Genomic DNA, 16,347 nt, shown 5'->3' on the forward strand with positions numbered 1-16,347 from the left:
GGTGGAGGTGTTGTCGCGGATCGAGCGGTGCAGGAACAGGGCCTGGGCCTTGCGTTCCTCGGGGGCGAGGCCGAGGCCCGCGCGGATCACGGCGCCGGGCCGGGTGCGGGATCAGCTGCAGGTCAGCCGGGGTGCAGCCCAGTCCGCATGGTCGTAGGTGTTGCCGCCGTCGGCGGGCCCGACCTGGAGGGTCAGTTCGTAGGCTCCGGTGAGCGGCGCGCCGAGGTGGACGGCGCCGCCCGCACCGGTGACCGTGCCGCTCTCGGCGACCTTCACTCCGTCGGCGAGGACCTGGAAGGTGACCGAGCCGTTGGAGCCGACCTCGTCGTCCACCCCTGCGTCGGTGCTCAGCGCGGTGCACCGGCCGCCGAGGTAGTAGGTGACGGTCGAGGTGGCGTGGACGCCGAGGCCCCTGGCGTAGGCGGTGCCGCCGATGGTGAGGGTCCGTCCGTCGCCGGCCGCGGCCTCGCCGTTGCTGCGGTCGCGCTCGACCGGACCCCAGCCGTTGAAGGACGCCGTCCACCCCAGGTCGCTCAGGGCGTGGGTGCCTGCGGAGGGTGCCGTCCCGCAGCCGACCCGGACGCCGGCCCAGTCCGCGTGGTCGTAGTCCTTGCCGTCGCCGGCGTCGGTGACGACCAGCCGCAGGTCGCTGCCGCCCGTGAGGTCGGCGTTCAGGCGCAGGGCGGGATCGCTGCCGCGGCGGATTCCGCTGTCGGCCACCAGGGTGTTGTCGCGGTAGACCTGGAACACCGCGGATCCCTTGCTGCCGACCTCGTCGTCGATGCCCACGTCCGCGACCAGCCCGGTGCAGGTGCCGCCGAGGTGGTAGCGGACCTCCGAACCGGCGTGCACGCCGAGGCCCTTCGCGTAGGCGGTGCCGCCGATGGTGAGGGTCCGTCCGTCGCCGGCCCCGGTCTCGCCGTTGCTGTGGTTCCGTTCGACCGGTCCCCAGGCGTTGGCGGGCGTCCCGGACCAGGCCAGGTCGCCGAGCCAGTGCAGTCCGGCGGGCAGCGCGGTCGGCCCGCCGGGCGTGACCCGGAACATCACCGTGCCGTGCGGGGGGACGGCGGCGCTGATCGCGCCGGTCGTGCCGGTGGTCTGCTTGGACCAGAGGTCCTTGAGGGTGTACGAGGCGGCGCCGCCGATGCCGGCGGCCGCGGTGGTCGTGGCGATCGTCCTGGTGGCGGCGGTCTCGTTGGTCAGGGTGACGGCGCGGCCGCCGTCGGCGAGCGGCTTGCTCATGACGACCAGTCCGTCCCCGGAGGAGATCACGGCGCCCTGCCGGCCGAGCGGGTCCTGGTCGACGGCGATCACGTCGGCGTTGGTGAGGACGGCCATCGTCGCGGCGCTCGCGGTGCGCAGGTCGGAGCCGATCAGCAGCGGCGCGGCCATCTCCGCCCAGAGGCTGAAGTGGGTGCGGTACTCGGTGTCGGTCATGCCGCCGTTCCCGACCTCCAGCATGTCGGGGTCGTTCCAGGCGTTCGGGCCGGCGTACGGCGCGAGGGCCTGGTTCTCGTGCGCGATGGAGATCATGCTCGACCAGGAGTCGGAGATGTCGCCGGTGGTCCGCCAGGAGTTGCCGGTCTCCTGGGCCCAGCTCCACGGCTCGCTGCTGCCCCACTCGCAGATGCTGTAGAGGATGGGACGGCCGGTGGCCTTCAGCGCGTCACCCATCGCCCGGTACCGCTGCTTCGCGTCGACGCCCTGGTTGTTGCAGTTGTCGTACTTCAGGTAGTCCACTCCCCAGGACGCCCACAGGTTCGCGTCCTGCTGCTCGTGGCCGAGGCCCCCGGGGAACCCGGCGACGTCGCAGGTCCTGGTGCCGGCGCTGGAGTACAGGCCGAACTTCAGCCCCTTGGCGTGGACGTAGTCGGCGACCGCCTTGATCCCGTTCGGGAAGCGCACGGGGTCGGGCACGAGGTCGCCGGCGGCGTCGCGGGTGGGCATCGCCCAGCAGTCGTCGAGGTTGACGTAGGTGTAGCCGGCCGCCTTCAGTCCCTTGGAGACGAAGATGTCGGCGATGCCCTTGACCATGGCCTCGTTGAACTCGGCCCGGCAGTGCGTGGAGTTCCAGTTGTTGAACCCCATCTGCGGGGTGACGGCCTGGGAGTTCTGCAGCGCGGCGGCCGGGGCTGCGGTCGCCACCTCCAGGCCGACCACCGCGGCGGTCGCCAGCGTGCCGCCGCCGCAGAGCACGGCCAGGGTCGCTGCCAGGCCGACGGCCCGCTGTCGGATCGTGTGAGGGATCGAAGTCATGCATGGCCTCCGGGACTCAATCAGCACACAAAGGCACTGAATCCAACGGAATCGAGCAGTGGAGAGCGTCAGCCCGTTGACGTCCACTTGTCAAGAGACTCGACAGGGGCCCGCTGGAGAACGTGCGCACTCCCACTGCCCTTGCAGCGGAGGGAATTTGGCCGGTTCTCGACCATGCGTCGGACGGGGCGGCCGGGCGATCCCCGGCCCACCGCGGCTACATCTCCTCCAGCCGCTCCTCCCGGGCGAGGCTGTTCGGCCCCCAGCCGCGTTCGGCACCCGGATCCTCGTTGCCCCAGGGGTCGGCCGATCCGTCCAGGAAGCCGGCCGCGTACATCATCGCCTCGGCCACCGGCCGCATGTGGTCCTCGTCGAGGTCGTACAGGGTGTTCCGCAGGCTGGTGTGGTCCTTGCCGGCCAGGTTCGCCGCGACGGTGAGGACCGCGCGGGCGGACGTGCCCGACGCCCCGGCGTCCAGGACGGGCAGGTCCCGGTTCCGCCAGACGTGGTCGAGTGCCGACGCGAGCTTGACCTCCAGGAGGTCGTACCTCTCGCGCGAGCACAGCTCGACGAACCCGCGCTCCAGCAGCCACTCCCAGAGGGGCTCGACCTGGAACACCAGCCGGTAGGCCGCCTCCACCTGCGCGACCGTGCAGGCACCGCGCATGAGCGGCTCGTAGAGGTCCTCGCGCTCGGCCGAGAGCTCGACCCTGACATTCCGCACGACGGCATCCTCCGCATCACCCCGGGGCGGGACCGGTCCGGGGCGGCAGGCCCCCGTGTCCCGTGGAGGGATCATCGCAGAGCCCGATCGGCTTCCGGCACGGCCCTCGGGGCGACCTGCCCCGGTGCGGATCCGTGTGAGACCCGACGTCCCCTCACGGCGTTTTCAGAGGTGCCGACTCGGCACAGCTTTCTCAGGGGGATCCATGAACGACACCATGTCCGTGCGCCGCGCCTCGCTCCTCACCGCGGCGGCCGCCTCGGTCCTGCTCGCGCTCGCGGCCTGCGACGGGCCCGACCCGGTGGCCGCCGGGGCGGGCGCGACGGCGGCGAGCCCGACCGCGGGTGCGTCCGCGGCGGCGACCGCCGCTCCGTCCGGCCCGGCGACCGGCCACCCGTCCGGGAAGGCGCCCGGCAAGGCGTCCGGATCTCCGGCCGGGGCGGCGGGCGCCGGGTGCGGTGCGCCGGCCGGCGCGGCCTGGGTCTTCGTCTCCTCGGCCGCGAAGACCGGTGACGGCGGGGCGGACCTCGCGGTGTCCGACACCGCGGTGACCTGCAGCGCGGACGGGCTCGACCCGGTGGTGGCGGGCGCGGGAGGGACCGGCGCCCGGACGCTGCACCTGGCCGCCGGCGCTGCCGTCCACCTGCAGAGCCCCGACAATTGGCCCGCCCCGGGCAGGCCCGCGGACCTCGCCGACCTGTTCGCCGCCCACGCGGCGGGCCGCGCCGGCACCGGCGCCTTCGGCTGGAAGGGCAACGTCTTCACCGTCCGCCTCGACGGATCCGGCCGGATCGACTTCCTCGGCCAGGGCCCCTGGTCGACCCTCAACACCGCATCGCCGAAGTGACCCCGGCCCGGCCCGCCGCGCCCGTCAGTCCCCGTGGACGGGCAGCAGGCCGCGTTCGGCGAAGACCCGCTTCGCGGCGAGGGTCGCGTTGATCGCCTTCGGGAACCCGCAGTAGGCGGCGGCGTGGAGCAGCGCCTCGACGATCTGCTCGAGTGTCAGGCCGACGTTGAGGGCGGCGTGGACGTGCACCTCCACCTGGGGCTCGCACCCGCCGAGGGCGGTGAGCATGCCGAGGGTGACGAGCTGGCGGTCGCGGGGCGGCAGGGCGGGGCGCGAGTAGATCTCGCCGAAGCCCCAGGCGGCGATCTGGTGCGCCATCTCCGGGGAGACGTCCGCCAGCGCGTTCACCACCCGCTCGCCGGCCTCGCCGTCGATCTGTCTGAGCACCTCCATGCCGTGCTCGTAGCGGTCCCGGCGGGTGCGCCCGGTCGTGCCGTCGGCTGTCATGCGGAGCTCCGTTGCGTCTCGTGGTCCGTCGGGCGGGTCCGGGGGCCGTCGCGGAGGGCGACGGCGGTGGCCGGCGGCCTCCGGGCTCCGCCCTGCTACGGCCGCCCGGCCCGGCGCCGGTCCGGCGCCCGGCCGTACGGGCCGTCCCGGTCGGCGGGACGGCCCGTACGGCCCCGGGGCGGGCGTCAGCCCTCGAAGCCCCGCTCGTTCATCACTTCGAGGTTCCGGAACACCGGGGGGCCGTCGCACAGCGCCGCGGCCTGCGCCGCGAACTCCCCGGTCTCCGGGCGCCGGGAGTTCTCCATCGCCTGCTCGTAGGAGGGGAACTCCACGATGTTCAGGTACACGTTCTCGGCGTCGCGGTCCTTGGCCTGCACGGCTCTGGTGGCCACGCGGTTGCCCTCGTTCTTCTCCACCCAGCTGTCCAGCAGGGCGTTGAACTCGTCGATCCGACTCGTCCTGTACTCGATGATCTGAATGAACGTCACGTACGGCCTCCTCGACTCGGCGGACGTCGGCCGTCCGCCCGTCCAGCGTCCCCCTGCCACCGGCGGGCCGCAAAGGCAGACGGGCGCCGGGCCGGTGTGCGCCCGCGCCCGGGCACGGCGGGCGGCCGGTGGACGCGCCACAGGGGTCGCCCGGCTCAGGCGAGGGCGAGCAGGCTGACGGCGAGCGCGGCGACGCCCAGGCCGGCGAGCTGGCCGCGGTGGATGCGTTCACCCAGCACGGCGCGGGCCAGCAGCACCGTGCTCGCCGGGTACAGGGCGGTGATCACCGCGACGACCGTGAGGTCCCCGCTGCGGGCGGCGAGCAGGAACAGCAGGTTCGCCACGGAGTCGAGCACGCCGGCGCCCGCGGACATCGCGTACGCGGGCCGTTCGGACCCGAGCCGCCGCCGCAGCAGGCCCGCGGCGGCCAGGGTGACCGCCGAGGAGACCGCGCGTCCGACGATCAGCGGGGCGACGCCGCTGTCGGTCGGCGCCTGGTGCAGGCAGACCAGTTGCAGCGCGATGGCGGCGCCCGCGCCGAAGGCCAGCAGCAGGGCGGCCCGCGAGGGGCGGGCCGCGCCGGTGCCGGGCCCCGCGCTGACCAGCACCACCGCCAGCAGGGCGAGCGGAAGGCCGACGATCCCGGCGGTGCTCAGCTGTTCGCCCTGCAGCAGGCCGACCCCGACGGGCAGTGCGGCGGAGACCAGTGCGGTCACCGGGGACAGCACGTTCATGGGGCCGATCGCCAGGGTGCGGTAGAGCAGGGCGAAGGCGGCGGCCGAGGCGACGCCGGAGGCCGCGCCCCAGCCGACCGCCCCGGGGCTGAAGGTGGCGCCCAGGACCGGCCAGAGCAGCAGTTCGACGGCGAGCGAGGCGGGAGCCGCGATCAGCACGGTGCGCAGCACGTGGGCCTTGCGGGAGCCGAGGCCGCCCAGGAAGTCGGCGCAGCCGTAGGCGAGGGAGCTGCCGAGGGCGAGGAGCAGAGCGATCACGGTTCATCCCCTACGATGCCAGTGGAACGACTGCAACATACATCGGATCGACCGGGATGGTCCAATGGAGTGACTTCACAGTGCATTCCATTGGACCAATAAGGGGATGGTGACCAGGTGGCGGAGACAGCCGACGCCCTGCGGACGGTGGCGCACAACGTCCGGGCGGCCCGGACGCGGGCGGGCCTCTCACTGGACGAGCTCGGCCGGCGCGCCCAGGTCAGCAAGGGCGCCCTGGTCGCCCTGGAAAAGGCCCAGGGCAACCCCAACCTGGCGACCCTCGTCCGACTCGCCGACACTCTCGGCATCTCGGTGTCCGCGCTGATGCAGGGGCCGTCCGAGGGCCGGGTGCGCATCGTCTCCGCCGAGGACGTGGCGCCGCTGTGGACGGGCGGGCAGGGCGGCGAGGCCCGGCTCGTCCTGACGACCTCGGGCCCGGCCCCGGTCGAGGTGTGGCGCTGGCGCCTGGAGCCGGGCGAGGAGTACCCCAGCCACCCCCACCCGCCGGGCGTCGTGGAGACGGTCAGTGTCACCGGCGGCCGGATGACCCTGGTCGTCGACGGCACCGAGCACACCGTCGAGGCCGGGCAGACCGCGACCTTCGACGGCGACACCGCCCACACCTACCGTGGCGCGGGCACCGCCCCCTGCACCCTGATCATGACCGTTCACCTGCCCCCCGGCCCCGCCTCCACGGCCTGACCCTGCGGGTGCGGCTGCGCCGGCGCCCGGGGCGTCGTCCCGGCCCACCAGGCCAGAAACCCAATCGACCTTCGATCGAAAGGCTCCAGCGAGCAAGTGCCAACTAAATGAAAGCAATCGTGCGCAGATGGGTGTAGAATCTGAGACACGAGGGCGGCCTCCTGGACCGGCATCACGGTGATGCCCGCAGCCGCCCGCCAAGGGGGAGACCACCATGGGTTACCAGCTCGATGCGGCTCGCGCCACGATGGACGAGCGGCTCCGGCAGGCCGAGCAGCACCGGCTCGTCCGCAAGGCGCAGCGCAAGAACCGCACCACCACCCGGGCCGAGGCGCGCAAGGCCTGAGCACCCCGCCGTCCCGTCCCCCGACGGGAGGTGTCCCCGAGTCGGCTCGGGAGCGAATGACGAGGTCCCGCCCGGTCCAGTCGGCCGGACGGGGCCTCTGTGTTTTCCGCGCCCGGGGCCCGCACCCGGTCTCCCGCCTCCGCCCCGAGCGGTGACCTCGCCCGGCGCCCCGAGCCCACCGGCCCGAGCGGACCGAGCCGCTCGAGAACCGCCGGACCGACTGTCAGGTCCGCCCCGGGACACCCGTCTCGGCCGCGCGGGCGTCGTACGCGGCCGCGTCCGCGGTGAAGCCGTCCTGCTCGGCCAGCCGGGCGGCGCGGGTGAAGTGCTCGGACGCCTCGACCTGCCGGTCCAGCGCCAGCAGGGCCTGACCGCAGAGGTCGGTGAGCATGGCGCGGCGGGCGGGCACCTGGTCCGCGGGGGCGAGGCCGAGGCCGTCGCGGGCCAGCGCGAGCGCCCGTGCGGGGCGGGCGTTGTCGAGGTGGTGGCGGGCGAGGTAGTAGGTGGTGAGCATCTGCGTCTGCGGACTGCCGGCGTCCCGGGCGAGCAGGTGCGCGCGCTCGTAGCCGCGGCCGGCGGTGGCGGGGCGGCCGAGCCGGTCGTGCAGTTGGGCCAGGTTCACGATAGCGATGGCCTCGCCCTCGAGGTCGCCGGCCCGCCGGGCCAGGTCCGGTGCGGGTTCCAGGTGCCGGGCCGCCTCCTCGTGCCGGGCCTGCTGCGTCAGGACCCAGCCGAGGAGCGTCCTCACCCGTGACTCCGCGTCGGCATCGGCGAGTTCGGCCGCGGAGGCGAGCGCGCGGCCCAGCGGGCCGTCCCACTGCGCCTCGGGCTGCTGCACGACCAGCGGCCACAGCAGCGCGGCGAGCCGCCAGGCCCGGTCGTGGTGGCCCGCGCCGGCGGCCGCCGCCACGGCCGCGACCAGGGTGACCCGTTCCCGCGCGTACCAGGCCATCGCCCCGGCCCGGTCCGTGAAGTCCGGCACCACCACGGCCGGTCGGACGTCGGCGGGAAGGGCGCAGCAGGGCTGGCTGCCGGGAACGGCGGCCGCGGACGCGGCCAGGGCGCTGCGGAGGTAGTGGTCGAGCAGCGGCAGGATCCGCTCGGGGCCGGGCGCCGGGCGCAGCGTTCGCGCGTACAGCCGGACCAGGTCGTGCAGGGCGTACCGTCCGCCGGGCCGTTCCTCCAGCAGGTTGGCGGCGACCAGCCGGTCCAGCACCGCACGGGTGTCCGCCGGCGGGGCGGCGGCCAGCGCCGCCGCCCCGCCGAGGTCGATGTCGGGGCCGAGGTGGTGAGCCAGCAGTCCGAGGAGGTCGGCGGCGGCGGGCGGCAGGTGCGCGACGCCGGCCCGCAGGACGGAGGCCAGGTCGACGTCGCCGGCGGCGAGGAGGGCGAGCCGCTGCTGCTCGTCGTGCAGCTCGTCGGCGGCCTCGCGCAGCGGGCGCTGCGGCCGCGTCGCGAGGCGGGCGCCGGTCAGCCGCAGCGCCAGCGGCAGGCCGTCGCAGAGTCGGACCAGATGGGCCGCGGCATCGGGTTCGGCCGCCACCCGCTCCGCGCCGAGCACGGCGGAGAGCAGCGCGGCGCCGTCCTGCGGTCCCAGCCGGTCGACCAGCAGCGGGCGGGCGCAGTCGCCGGCGACCAGGCTCTCCATCCGGTTGCGGCTGGTGACCACGGTGGCGCAGCCCGCGGCGCCGGGCAGCAGCCGGCGCACCTGGTCGTGGTCCAGGGCGTCGTCGAGGATGACCAGGGTGCGGCGGTGGCGGAGCAGCGTGCGGTAGTGGCTCTCGGCGGCGACCGGGTTCTGCGGGACGTCGTCGGGCCGGGTGCCGAGGGCGACGAGGAAGTCCCGCAGGACGAAGGCGGGGTCGGCGGCGGGCACGGTGCCGGCGAATCCGCCGAGCCGGGCGTAGAGCACGCCGTCGGGGAAGGCAGGGGCGGCGTGCTGCGCCCAGTGCGCGACGAGGGCGCTCTTGCCGACGCCGGCCGGTCCGGTGACCAGGCAGACGGGAGCGTCCGGCGCTGCGGTCAAGGTCGCGTCCAGGGCGGCGAGTTCGCTCGTGCGGCCGGTGAACCCGGCCGGGCCGCGGGGCAGCAGCAGCGGCGGCGCACCGCGGCCGCCCGCAGGGGTGCCGGGGCGGGCGGGGGCTGCGGCCGTGGGGTGCGCGTGGTCGGGTGCGGCGAGGATGCGGGCGTAGGCGCGGGTCATCGCGGGGCCGGGGCCCACGCCCAGTTCCTCGGCGAGCCGTCGGACGGTCTCGTGGTAGAGCTCGATGGCCGCAGCCTGCCGGTCGGTCGCGAGCAGGGCGTCGAGCAGTGGGGCGACCAGTGACTCGCGCAGCGGATGCCGGCCGGCCGGGCCGCGCAGCAGGCCGACGGCCTCCTCGGCGAGGTGCCCGGCGGTCAGGGCCTGGCCGAGTTCCTCCACGGCGATCAGCCGGGCGTCCTCCAACTCGGCCGCCAGGGAGGCGATCAACGGGGTGGGGCAGAGCCCGGCGAGGGCGGGGCCGCGCCACAGCCGCAGGGCGCTGCGCAGCACGGGCACGGCGGCCGGGGCGGCGCCGCGGTGGATGCGCCTCGCCTCCAGGACTCCGGCCCGGAAGCGGCGGACGTCGACCCGGTCGGCGGGCGTGCGGAGCAGGTACCCGTCGCCGGCCGTCACGATCGCGGCCCGGCCGGTCGGGTGGAGCGCGCGGCGCAGTTTCGAGATGTGGCCCTGGACGGCCGTCCTGGCGTGGGTCGGCGGCCGCTCGTGCCAGAGGGCCTCGGTCAGCCGGTCGGTGGTCACCAGGGCGCCGTCGGCGAGGAGCAGCACCGCCAGGACGGTCCGGCGCTTGGGCGGGCCGAGGTCGACGGCCGTCCCGTCGCCGTGCGCCTCCACCGGGCCGAGCAGGCGGAAGTCGAGCACGCGTTCTCCCCACGGTTCGTCTGCTGAACGAGGGGGAGCTACCCGAGCTTGACCGTGTTCATTCATTCAATCCGCGCCGCTCGCCCCCGGCCACGGGACGCGACCGGGGGCGAGCGGCGGGGCGGGGTTGCTACAGGTGGGCGTTGACGACGTACCAGAAGTACGCGGTCGCGGCCGTGACGGCGACGTTCGCCGCGTTGAGCGCGAGGTAGCGGCCGGTGATGCGGTTCCGCAGCGCGACGGTGCCGCCCGGGCCGGCGACCGCCGTCCAGTCCCAGGTGCCGCCCTGGCCCCAGTTCGCCTCGACGGCCCCGTTGTCGTCCTGGAGGCTGCCGCCGAAGTCGACGTTCTGGAGCTCGACCGTGCCGTCGCCGGCGACCCGGGCCGTCCACAGCGCGTGGTGGTACTGGTTGCCGTACCAGAGCCGGCTGGCCCTGGTGACGACGGAGTTCCAGCTGACCTCGCCCAGCCACTGGTCGGGCGCGTGCTGCGGCGCCAGGACGTAGTGCTGGCCGTCGCTGATCGCCGCCGGTGCGGCGGTGGCCGGGGCGGGTGCGGAGGCGGTGGACGCCGAGACGGTGGACGCGGTGGCGGCCCCGGCGGTGCCCAGCGGCAGCAGGGTCACGGCGGCGAGCGCGGCGACGGCCAGGGCGCGGGCACCCGGAGGGGTGTGCGGGATGCGGGTCATCGGATCAGCCCTTCCGCACGGTGAAGGTGACGTAGGCGTTGTCGCCACCGCCGCCGTCCCGGCTGCAGGAGTAGCCCTCGGGCGCGTTGCAGCCGTACGTGTTGCTGCCGGAGTACGGGTTGTCCCACCAGATCGAGACGTTCCCGACGCCGTACATGTTGTAGACCGCGCGGCCCTCCGTCCCGGTCATGAAGCCGTTGGACTCGGACTGCCAGGCGCCGTTGGACATCGGGTACACCGCGTCCGGCGGCAGCATGTTCTCCGTCCACGTGCCGTGCTGCAGGGCGGAGGACGTGCGCTCCAGCACCGACGTCGTCCGGTTCTGCAGGCTGACGTAGGTACTCCTCGCCGCGGCCTGCACGGCCGGGGCCTGCTGCCCGGCGGCTCCGGCGGCGGCGAGGGCCGGGCTGCCGCCGACCGTGAACGCCACCGAGGCGTTGTTGCCGCCGCCACCGCTCCACGAGCAGGTGTAGCCGCGCGGGACGGAGCAGCTGTACGAGTTGCCGCCCGCGTACGGGTTGTCCCAGTGGATCACCACCTCGCCCCGCGCCAGCTGGTAGCGCACCTCGCCCTCCGTCCCCGTCATGAAGCCCGAGGAGTGCGATCCCCAGAACGCCGTCGCGGCGTTCCCGATCGACTCCGGCGGGGTCGAGTCGTCCCACACGCCGTGCGAGAGCGCGCTGTAGTTCCGGTAGATCACGTCCGCGGTGCCGTTGTACAGCGAGACGTTCGTGCTGCGCGCCGACCGCACCGCGGCCGGTCCCTCGGCCGCACCGCCTCCGCCCGCGGCCACCGCCGCCGGCGCTCCCGCGAGCACGACCGCGCCGATCGCCGCCAGGACGGCGGCCGCTCCCCCGGCCCCGCGCACCGCTCCTGCACCCCGCCTGCCGGCACTCCCCTTGCGGAACATCACGCCTCCTCGTCGACCGCCGCTCCGTACGGCGTGCTCCCAAGGTCGCGGGCCCCGCTAACGCTTCACTACCGAACGGCTGCCGCAGCACGGCCGGGCCGCCGACCCGGCCTCCGCTACCAGGACGGACGGGCCCCGGGAGCGGCCTCGGGCGCGGGTGCTCCGCGTCCGACGAACCCGGTGAGCCCTTCCTCCCAGCGCCGTTCGAAGAACTCCGCCGAGGTCTCCTCGACGTGCCGATCGGGGTCGGCTTCGAGTTCCGGCCAGGGCGGCAGACGGTCCGGTGCGAGGTGCACCCCGCCGCTCACGGGGTGGGCCCGGTCGACGCGGACGAGGCTGCCGTCCATGTACTGGGCGACCTTCCGCAGCTCGTGTCCGTCCGTCCCGATCTCCGCGAGGTACTCGAACGGTTCGTCGTCGGCCGCTTCGAGGTCGAGGGTGACCAGGTACCAGGGCTCGGCCTCCGCACCGTGTTCGCGTCGCAGCCGGGCGGCGAGCGTCTGCTGGGGCCGGAAGGCCCGGCTGCGGACGCAGTTCGCCGCCGACGACCCGCAGACGGGCCAGGTGCAGTCCCGGCCGCACGCCCCGGACGGGCACCCCCCGAACAGCGCCGGGACCACCGACAGCTCGGCCCGCATCGCCGCGCGCTCCGCAGCCAGCCGATCGGCGCGCCGCAGGACCGCCGTCGGATCGTGCTCGCTCGCCGTCAGCACGCGCACGTCCTCGCGCCGGGCCCTGCGTTCGCGCTCCACCAGGTCGGCGGGGACCGCGGAGGCGCTCGGCGGCGACCGGTCCGCCAGGAGCCGGGCCAGTGCGTTCCACTCGCCGACCGCCCGCTCCGCGATCCGCTCGTCCACCGGTGCCGGGTACGGCCGGCCCGCCCCGGCCGCCAGCAGGGCGACGGCGGCGATGCCCTGCTCGAAGGAGGCCGGAAGGTCGAAGTCCTGCAGCGGGCCGACCGCCTGACAGAAGTCGTCGAGGGCGATCAGCACGTCGTCCGCGATCCCGCCGGCGCCCAGGCACCCGTCGACGACCGCCTCCACCGGCTGCCGCACCGGCGACCCGAGCACGTCCAGCAGCGGCAGCAGACGCATCAGGCAGAACGCGCCGCCGACCACGCCGGCCCTCGGCCTGCCGTCCGCGGTCACCGTGCCCCGATCCGTGTGACCCGGCCGGTGCCGGCCCATCCGGTCAGCTGGTCGTACGTCACCACTGGATCGTCCTCTTCGCTCGACTGCGGCCCCGACCCTACCGAGCCCGCCGCCCCTCGGAGCACGACCGCCGTTGCGGGCCGGCTCTCGCCGCGGTCGTCCCCGCCGTCCGTCGTGGTCGAAGAAAATCGCCGCGGCGGGTGCGGAACAGCCTCTAGGGTGGGCGGATGGCATCGGTCAAGCAGTTCCAGGTCACCTTCGACTGTGCGCAGCCCGAGCGCGTCGCCCGTTTCTGGTGCGAGGTGTTGGGGTACGTCGCACCGACGCCGAAGGGGTTCGACAGCTGGGACGACTACGACCGCTCCCAGGCCCCCGAGGACCGGGGTTCATGGTTCGCCTGCGTCGATCCCACGGGGGTGGGTCCGCGGCTGTACTTCCAGCGCGTTCCGGAAGGCAAGGTCGTCAAGAACCGGGTGCACCTCGACGTGCGGGTCGGCACCGGACTCGTGGGCGAAGAACGCCTCGCCGTGCTGGAGGCGGAATGCACGCGGCTGCTCGCGCTCGGCGCCGTCCGCGTGAACCTGCTCTACGACGGTCACGATTCCTGCATCGTCATGCAGGACGTCGAGGGCAACGAGTTCTGCGTCGACTGAGCATTCCCGGAACGGCGGTCCGGCACCGGCACCGCCGCCCCGAGCGTCACCCCGCGGCATTCCGGCGGGGTGGCGCTTCGCCGTTCGCGGACGCCCCGGCCCGACCCACGCACCGGGAAACACGAAAGGCAAGGAGAGTTCTCCTTGCCACTCTCAACGTATAGCGCGCCGGGGGGCTTGCCGCAAGGCCCCGGTGCGGGCGCAGAATCGTCGGCCGACGGCACAACCTGCGGAAGAGGGAGCACGACGCGCGTGTCCTGTGGTCGGCGTACGAGAAATGCGGTGGGGTCGGACCTGTGGACGATGACGTGGCCGGGACGGGGTCGGGCGGAGCGGGTGGTGCCGGTGATGCGACCGGCCAGGGCGGCGCGGCGGAGCGCGGCCGCCTCGGAGGTGTCGAAGTGATCGACCGGTACGTGAGGGACCTGCGCGAGGTCGACGAGACACAGGTCGCCCTCGTCGGCGGCAAGGGCGCGCACCTGGGCGCGCTCACCCGGATCGACGGCGTCGAGGTGCCGGACGGCTTCTGCGTGACGACGGACGCCTTCCGGCGGATCACGGCGGGGGTGCCGTCGCTGGACGACCTGCTGGACCGGCTGTCGCGGGTGGACCCGGACGACCGGGAGGCGGTCCGCACGCTCAGCGCCCGGATCCGCCGGATCATCGAGGGGACCGCCGTGCCGGACGACCTCGCGGCGGCGATCACCCGCGCGCTCGCCCGGCACGGCGAACGGGCCGCGTACGCCGTCCGCTCCAGCGCGACGGCGGAGGACCTGCCGACGGCCTCCTTCGCCGGCCAGCAGGACACCTACCTGAACGTCGTGGGTCCGGCGGCCGTCCTGCGGCACGTCGGCCGGTGCTGGGCCTCGCTGTTCACCGAGCGGGCCGTCACCTACCGCCGGCGGAACGGCATCGACGACCGCGCGGTCCGCATGGCCGTGGTCGTGCAGCGGATGGTGGTGCCGCAGGCGTCCGGGGTCCTGTTCACGGCCGACCCCGTCACCGGCGACCGGACGGTCGCCACCGTGGACGCCGGTTTCGGCCTCGGCGAGGCCCTGGTCTCCGGCCTGGTGAACCCGGACGTGTTCACGGTCCGCCACGGCCGGGTCGTGACCAGGACGATCGCCGTCAAGCGGCGGGCGGTGCAGGCCCTGCCGGGCGGCGGGACCCACGACGTGGCGGTCGACCCGCAGCGCCGGGAGCAGCCGGCACTGACGGACGACCAGGCCGTGCGGCTCGTGCGGCTCGGCCGGCGGATCGAGGCGCACTTCGGCCGGCCGCAGGACGTCGAATGGTGCCTGGTCGACGACGGCTTCCGGATCGTCCAGAGCCGGCCGATCACGACGCTGTTCCCCGTCCCCGAGTCCACCGACGGGGAGAACCACGTGTACGTCTCCGTCGGGCACGGCCAGATGATGACCGACCCCATGAAGCCGCTCGGGCTGTCGATGTGGCGGCTGACGGCCATGGTGCCGATGCACGAGGCCGGTGGGCGGCTGTTCGTCGACGTCACCCGGCGGCTGGCCTCACCGGCGGGCCGCGACGGCCTCCTGTCCGTCCTGGGCAAGGGCGATCCGCTGGTCAGGGACGCCCTGGAGACCGTCCTCACCCGGGACGGCTTCGTCCCGACGCTCCCCGACACCGCTCCCGCCGGTCCCCCTGCGGGTACTGCGCCCGCACCGATCGAGACCGATCCGGCCGTCGTCGCCGCGCTGATCGGGCGCAGCCGGGAGTCCGTCGCCGCCCTGGAGCGGGAGATCCGGACGAAGAGCGGACCGGCGCTGTTCGCCTTCCTGCTGGAGGCCTTCGAGGAGCACAAGCGCGTTCTCGGCGACCCGCTGAACCTGCAGGCGGTGATGGCGGGGATGGAGGCGACGTGGTGGCTCAACGACAAGCTGCAGGAGTGGCTGGGCGAGAAGAACGCGGCCGACACGCTCACCCTGTCCGCCCCCGGGAACATCACCTCGGAGATGGGCCTCGCGCTGCTGGACGTCGCGGACGTCATCCGCCCGCTGCCGGAGGTGGTGGCGTTCCTGGAGGGCGTCGAGGACGGGGACTTCCTGGACGGGTTGGCGGCGCTGCCGGGCGGCGGCGCGGCGCGCGAGGCCGTGGAGGGCTACCTCGACCGGTACGGGATGCGCTGCGTCGGCGAGATCGACATCACGCGGCCGCGGTGGCGCGAACGCCCCGGCACGCTGGTTCCCGTGATCCTCGACAACGTCCGGAACTTCGAGCCGGGCGCGGCCGGGCGGCGCTTCGAACAGGGACGGCAGCGGGCGCTGCAGAAGGAACGGGACGTCCTGGCACGGCTGCGGGCCCTGCCGGACGGGGAGCGGAAGGCCGACGAGACCGCGCAGATGGTCGACCGGGTCCGTACCTTCATCGGGTACCGGGAGTACCCGAAGTACGACATCGTCAGCCGTTACTTCGTCTACAAGCAGGCCCTGCTGGCGGAGGCCGACCGCCTCGTGCGGGCCGGGGTGGTCGCCGAGCGGGAGGACGTCTTCCACCTCACCTTCCAGGAGTTCCACGAGGCCGTGCGCTCGAACCGGGTGGATCACGGACTCGTCGCGCGGCGCAAGGAGGCCTTCCGGTCGTACCACGCGCTGACGCCGCCGCGGGTGCTCACCTCGGACGGCGAGGCGCTCTCCGGGGCGTACCGGCGGGACGACGTGCCGGCCGGCGCGCTGGTCGGCCTGCCGGTCTCCGCCGGGACGGTCGAGGGACGGGCCCGGGTCGTCCTCGACATGGCGGACGCCGATCTCGACGCGGGCGACATCCTGGTGACGCCCTTCACGGACCCCAGCTGGTCGCCGCTGTTCGTCGGGATCGCCGGCCTGGTGACGGAGGTGGGCGGCCTGATGACCCACGGCGCGGTGATCGCCCGGGAGTACGGCCTGCCGGCCGTCGTGGGCGTGGAGCGGGCCGCCCGGCTGATCCGGGACGGGCAGCGGATCCGCGTGCACGGCACCGACGGGTACGTCGAGCTGCTGTCCTGACCGGTCCGAACCGGCGTGACGGAATCGATCACGGAACGACCGGAACGGCCTTCCGGGCGACCGGAATTGTCCGGACGGCGGCCGGTTCGGTCGATGGGAGCGGGGGCGGACACCGCGACCCTAGGATGCACTTCCGTGGCCGGGACGGCCACGGTGCGCCCACGGGCCGGACGGTCCGGGAACCGCGCCCCGGCCGCACACCATCCCCGGAAAGGTGATCGGTGGCCCCGCACTCGCAGAAC

At 74.3% G+C, this 16,347-nt stretch carries 14 protein-coding genes and 1 pseudogene; 5 read left to right on the forward strand and 10 right to left on the reverse strand.

Annotation, left to right across the window (positions count from 1 at the left end; translation table 11 throughout):
* Positions 1-111: 111 nt before the first annotated feature.
* The 3 genes and pseudogenes from IE98_RS52650 to IE98_RS0128055 all read right to left on the reverse strand — a co-directional run bounded on the left by IE98_RS52650 (position 112) and on the right by IE98_RS0128055 (position 2,980).
* Positions 112-537, reverse strand: a complete 426-nt coding sequence (locus tag IE98_RS52650) for an NPCBM/NEW2 domain-containing protein (protein WP_234443715.1) — start codon at positions 535-537, stop codon at positions 112-114.
* Between the two features lie 30 nt (positions 538-567).
* Positions 568-2,256: pseudogene (locus IE98_RS0128050) on the reverse strand (NPCBM/NEW2 domain-containing protein); the annotation flags it as partial.
* 217 nt (positions 2,257-2,473) lie between these two features.
* The gene (locus IE98_RS0128055) at positions 2,474-2,980 is read right to left on the reverse strand and encodes a hypothetical protein (protein WP_030273677.1); all 507 of its coding nucleotides are present in this window, start codon (positions 2,978-2,980) and stop codon (positions 2,474-2,476) included.
* A gap of 205 nt (positions 2,981-3,185) precedes the next feature.
* On the opposite strand from IE98_RS0128055, the gene IE98_RS45140 reads away from it, so the two are divergent.
* A complete protein-coding gene (locus tag IE98_RS45140; protein ID WP_030273679.1) occupies positions 3,186-3,827 on the forward strand; it encodes a hypothetical protein in 642 nt (213 codons plus the stop codon).
* A gap of 24 nt (positions 3,828-3,851) precedes the next feature.
* On the opposite strand, the gene IE98_RS0128065 is transcribed toward IE98_RS45140, so the two are convergent.
* The 3 genes from IE98_RS0128065 to IE98_RS0128075 all read right to left on the reverse strand — a co-directional run bounded on the left by IE98_RS0128065 (position 3,852) and on the right by IE98_RS0128075 (position 5,754).
* On the reverse strand, positions 3,852-4,274 hold the full coding sequence (locus IE98_RS0128065; RefSeq protein WP_030273680.1) for a carboxymuconolactone decarboxylase family protein: 423 nt from the start codon (positions 4,272-4,274) through the stop codon (positions 3,852-3,854).
* 185 nt (positions 4,275-4,459) lie between these two features.
* Positions 4,460-4,762: a hypothetical protein gene (locus IE98_RS0128070; RefSeq protein ID WP_030273682.1), complete on the reverse strand. Its 303-nt coding sequence runs from the start codon at positions 4,760-4,762 to the stop codon at positions 4,460-4,462.
* A 155-nt stretch (positions 4,763-4,917) separates the two neighbouring features.
* Entirely contained in the window at positions 4,918-5,754 is an 837-nt protein-coding gene (locus IE98_RS0128075) for an EamA family transporter (RefSeq protein WP_030273683.1), read from the reverse strand.
* A 117-nt stretch (positions 5,755-5,871) separates the two neighbouring features.
* Here IE98_RS0128075 and IE98_RS0128080 point away from each other — a divergent pair, with 117 nt between their 5' ends.
* Both IE98_RS0128080 and IE98_RS52040 read left to right on the forward strand, forming a co-directional pair.
* Positions 5,872-6,456, forward strand: a complete 585-nt coding sequence (locus IE98_RS0128080; protein WP_030273685.1) for a helix-turn-helix domain-containing protein — start codon at positions 5,872-5,874, stop codon at positions 6,454-6,456.
* Between the two features lie 214 nt (positions 6,457-6,670).
* Positions 6,671-6,802, forward strand: a complete 132-nt coding sequence (locus IE98_RS52040) for a hypothetical protein (RefSeq protein WP_267882367.1) — start codon at positions 6,671-6,673, stop codon at positions 6,800-6,802.
* A 223-nt stretch (positions 6,803-7,025) separates the two neighbouring features.
* Here IE98_RS52040 and IE98_RS52045 read toward each other — a convergent pair whose 3' ends face one another.
* From IE98_RS52045 to IE98_RS0128105, 4 genes are all read right to left on the reverse strand, one after another.
* Entirely contained in the window at positions 7,026-9,704 is a 2,679-nt protein-coding gene (locus tag IE98_RS52045; protein WP_030273687.1) for an AfsR/SARP family transcriptional regulator, read from the reverse strand.
* A gap of 130 nt (positions 9,705-9,834) precedes the next feature.
* Positions 9,835-10,392, reverse strand: coding sequence for a hypothetical protein (locus IE98_RS48380; protein WP_030273689.1), 558 nt, complete (start codon positions 10,390-10,392; stop codon positions 9,835-9,837).
* Positions 10,393-10,396: 4 nt separating this feature from the next.
* Positions 10,397-11,302, reverse strand: a complete 906-nt coding sequence (locus IE98_RS46830; RefSeq protein WP_159401090.1) for a Crystal protein ET79 — start codon at positions 11,300-11,302, stop codon at positions 10,397-10,399.
* Positions 11,303-11,418: 116 nt separating this feature from the next.
* Entirely contained in the window at positions 11,419-12,450 is a 1,032-nt protein-coding gene (locus IE98_RS0128105) for a DUF6881 domain-containing protein (protein ID WP_030273698.1), read from the reverse strand.
* A 230-nt stretch (positions 12,451-12,680) separates the two neighbouring features.
* Here IE98_RS0128105 and IE98_RS0128110 point away from each other — a divergent pair, with 230 nt between their 5' ends.
* Positions 12,681-13,106 carry a VOC family protein gene (locus tag IE98_RS0128110; protein ID WP_030273699.1) on the forward strand — a complete coding sequence of 142 codons (426 nt, stop codon included), beginning with the start codon at positions 12,681-12,683 and terminating at the stop codon, positions 13,104-13,106.
* A gap of 401 nt (positions 13,107-13,507) precedes the next feature.
* Complete coding sequence (rph, locus tag IE98_RS0128115; protein ID WP_030273700.1) at positions 13,508-16,105, forward strand: rifamycin-inactivating phosphotransferase; 2,598 nt, start codon at positions 13,508-13,510, stop codon at positions 16,103-16,105.
* Positions 16,106-16,347: the final 242 nt, after the last annotated feature.

This window comes from Streptomyces sp. NRRL B-24484, assembly GCF_000717715.1.
Lineage (GTDB): Bacteria > Actinomycetota > Actinomycetes > Streptomycetales > Streptomycetaceae > Kitasatospora.

Bases quoted from the DNA above. Each gene is read 5' to 3' on its own strand.
- IE98_RS45140 (WP_030273679.1), top strand. From the start codon at position 3,186: ATGAACGACACCATGTCCGTGCGCCGCGCCTCGCTCCTCACCGCGGCG.
- IE98_RS0128065 (WP_030273680.1), bottom strand. From the start codon at position 4,274: ATGACAGCCGACGGCACGACCGGGCGCACCCGCCGGGACCGCTACGAG.
- IE98_RS52040 (WP_267882367.1), top strand. From the start codon at position 6,671: ATGGGTTACCAGCTCGATGCGGCTCGCGCCACGATGGACGAGCGGCTC.
- IE98_RS48380 (WP_030273689.1), bottom strand. From the start codon at position 10,392: ATGACCCGCATCCCGCACACCCCTCCGGGTGCCCGCGCCCTGGCCGTC.
- IE98_RS46830 (WP_159401090.1), bottom strand. From the start codon at position 11,302: ATGTTCCGCAAGGGGAGTGCCGGCAGGCGGGGTGCAGGAGCGGTGCGC.
- IE98_RS0128110 (WP_030273699.1), top strand. From the start codon at position 12,681: ATGGCATCGGTCAAGCAGTTCCAGGTCACCTTCGACTGTGCGCAGCCC.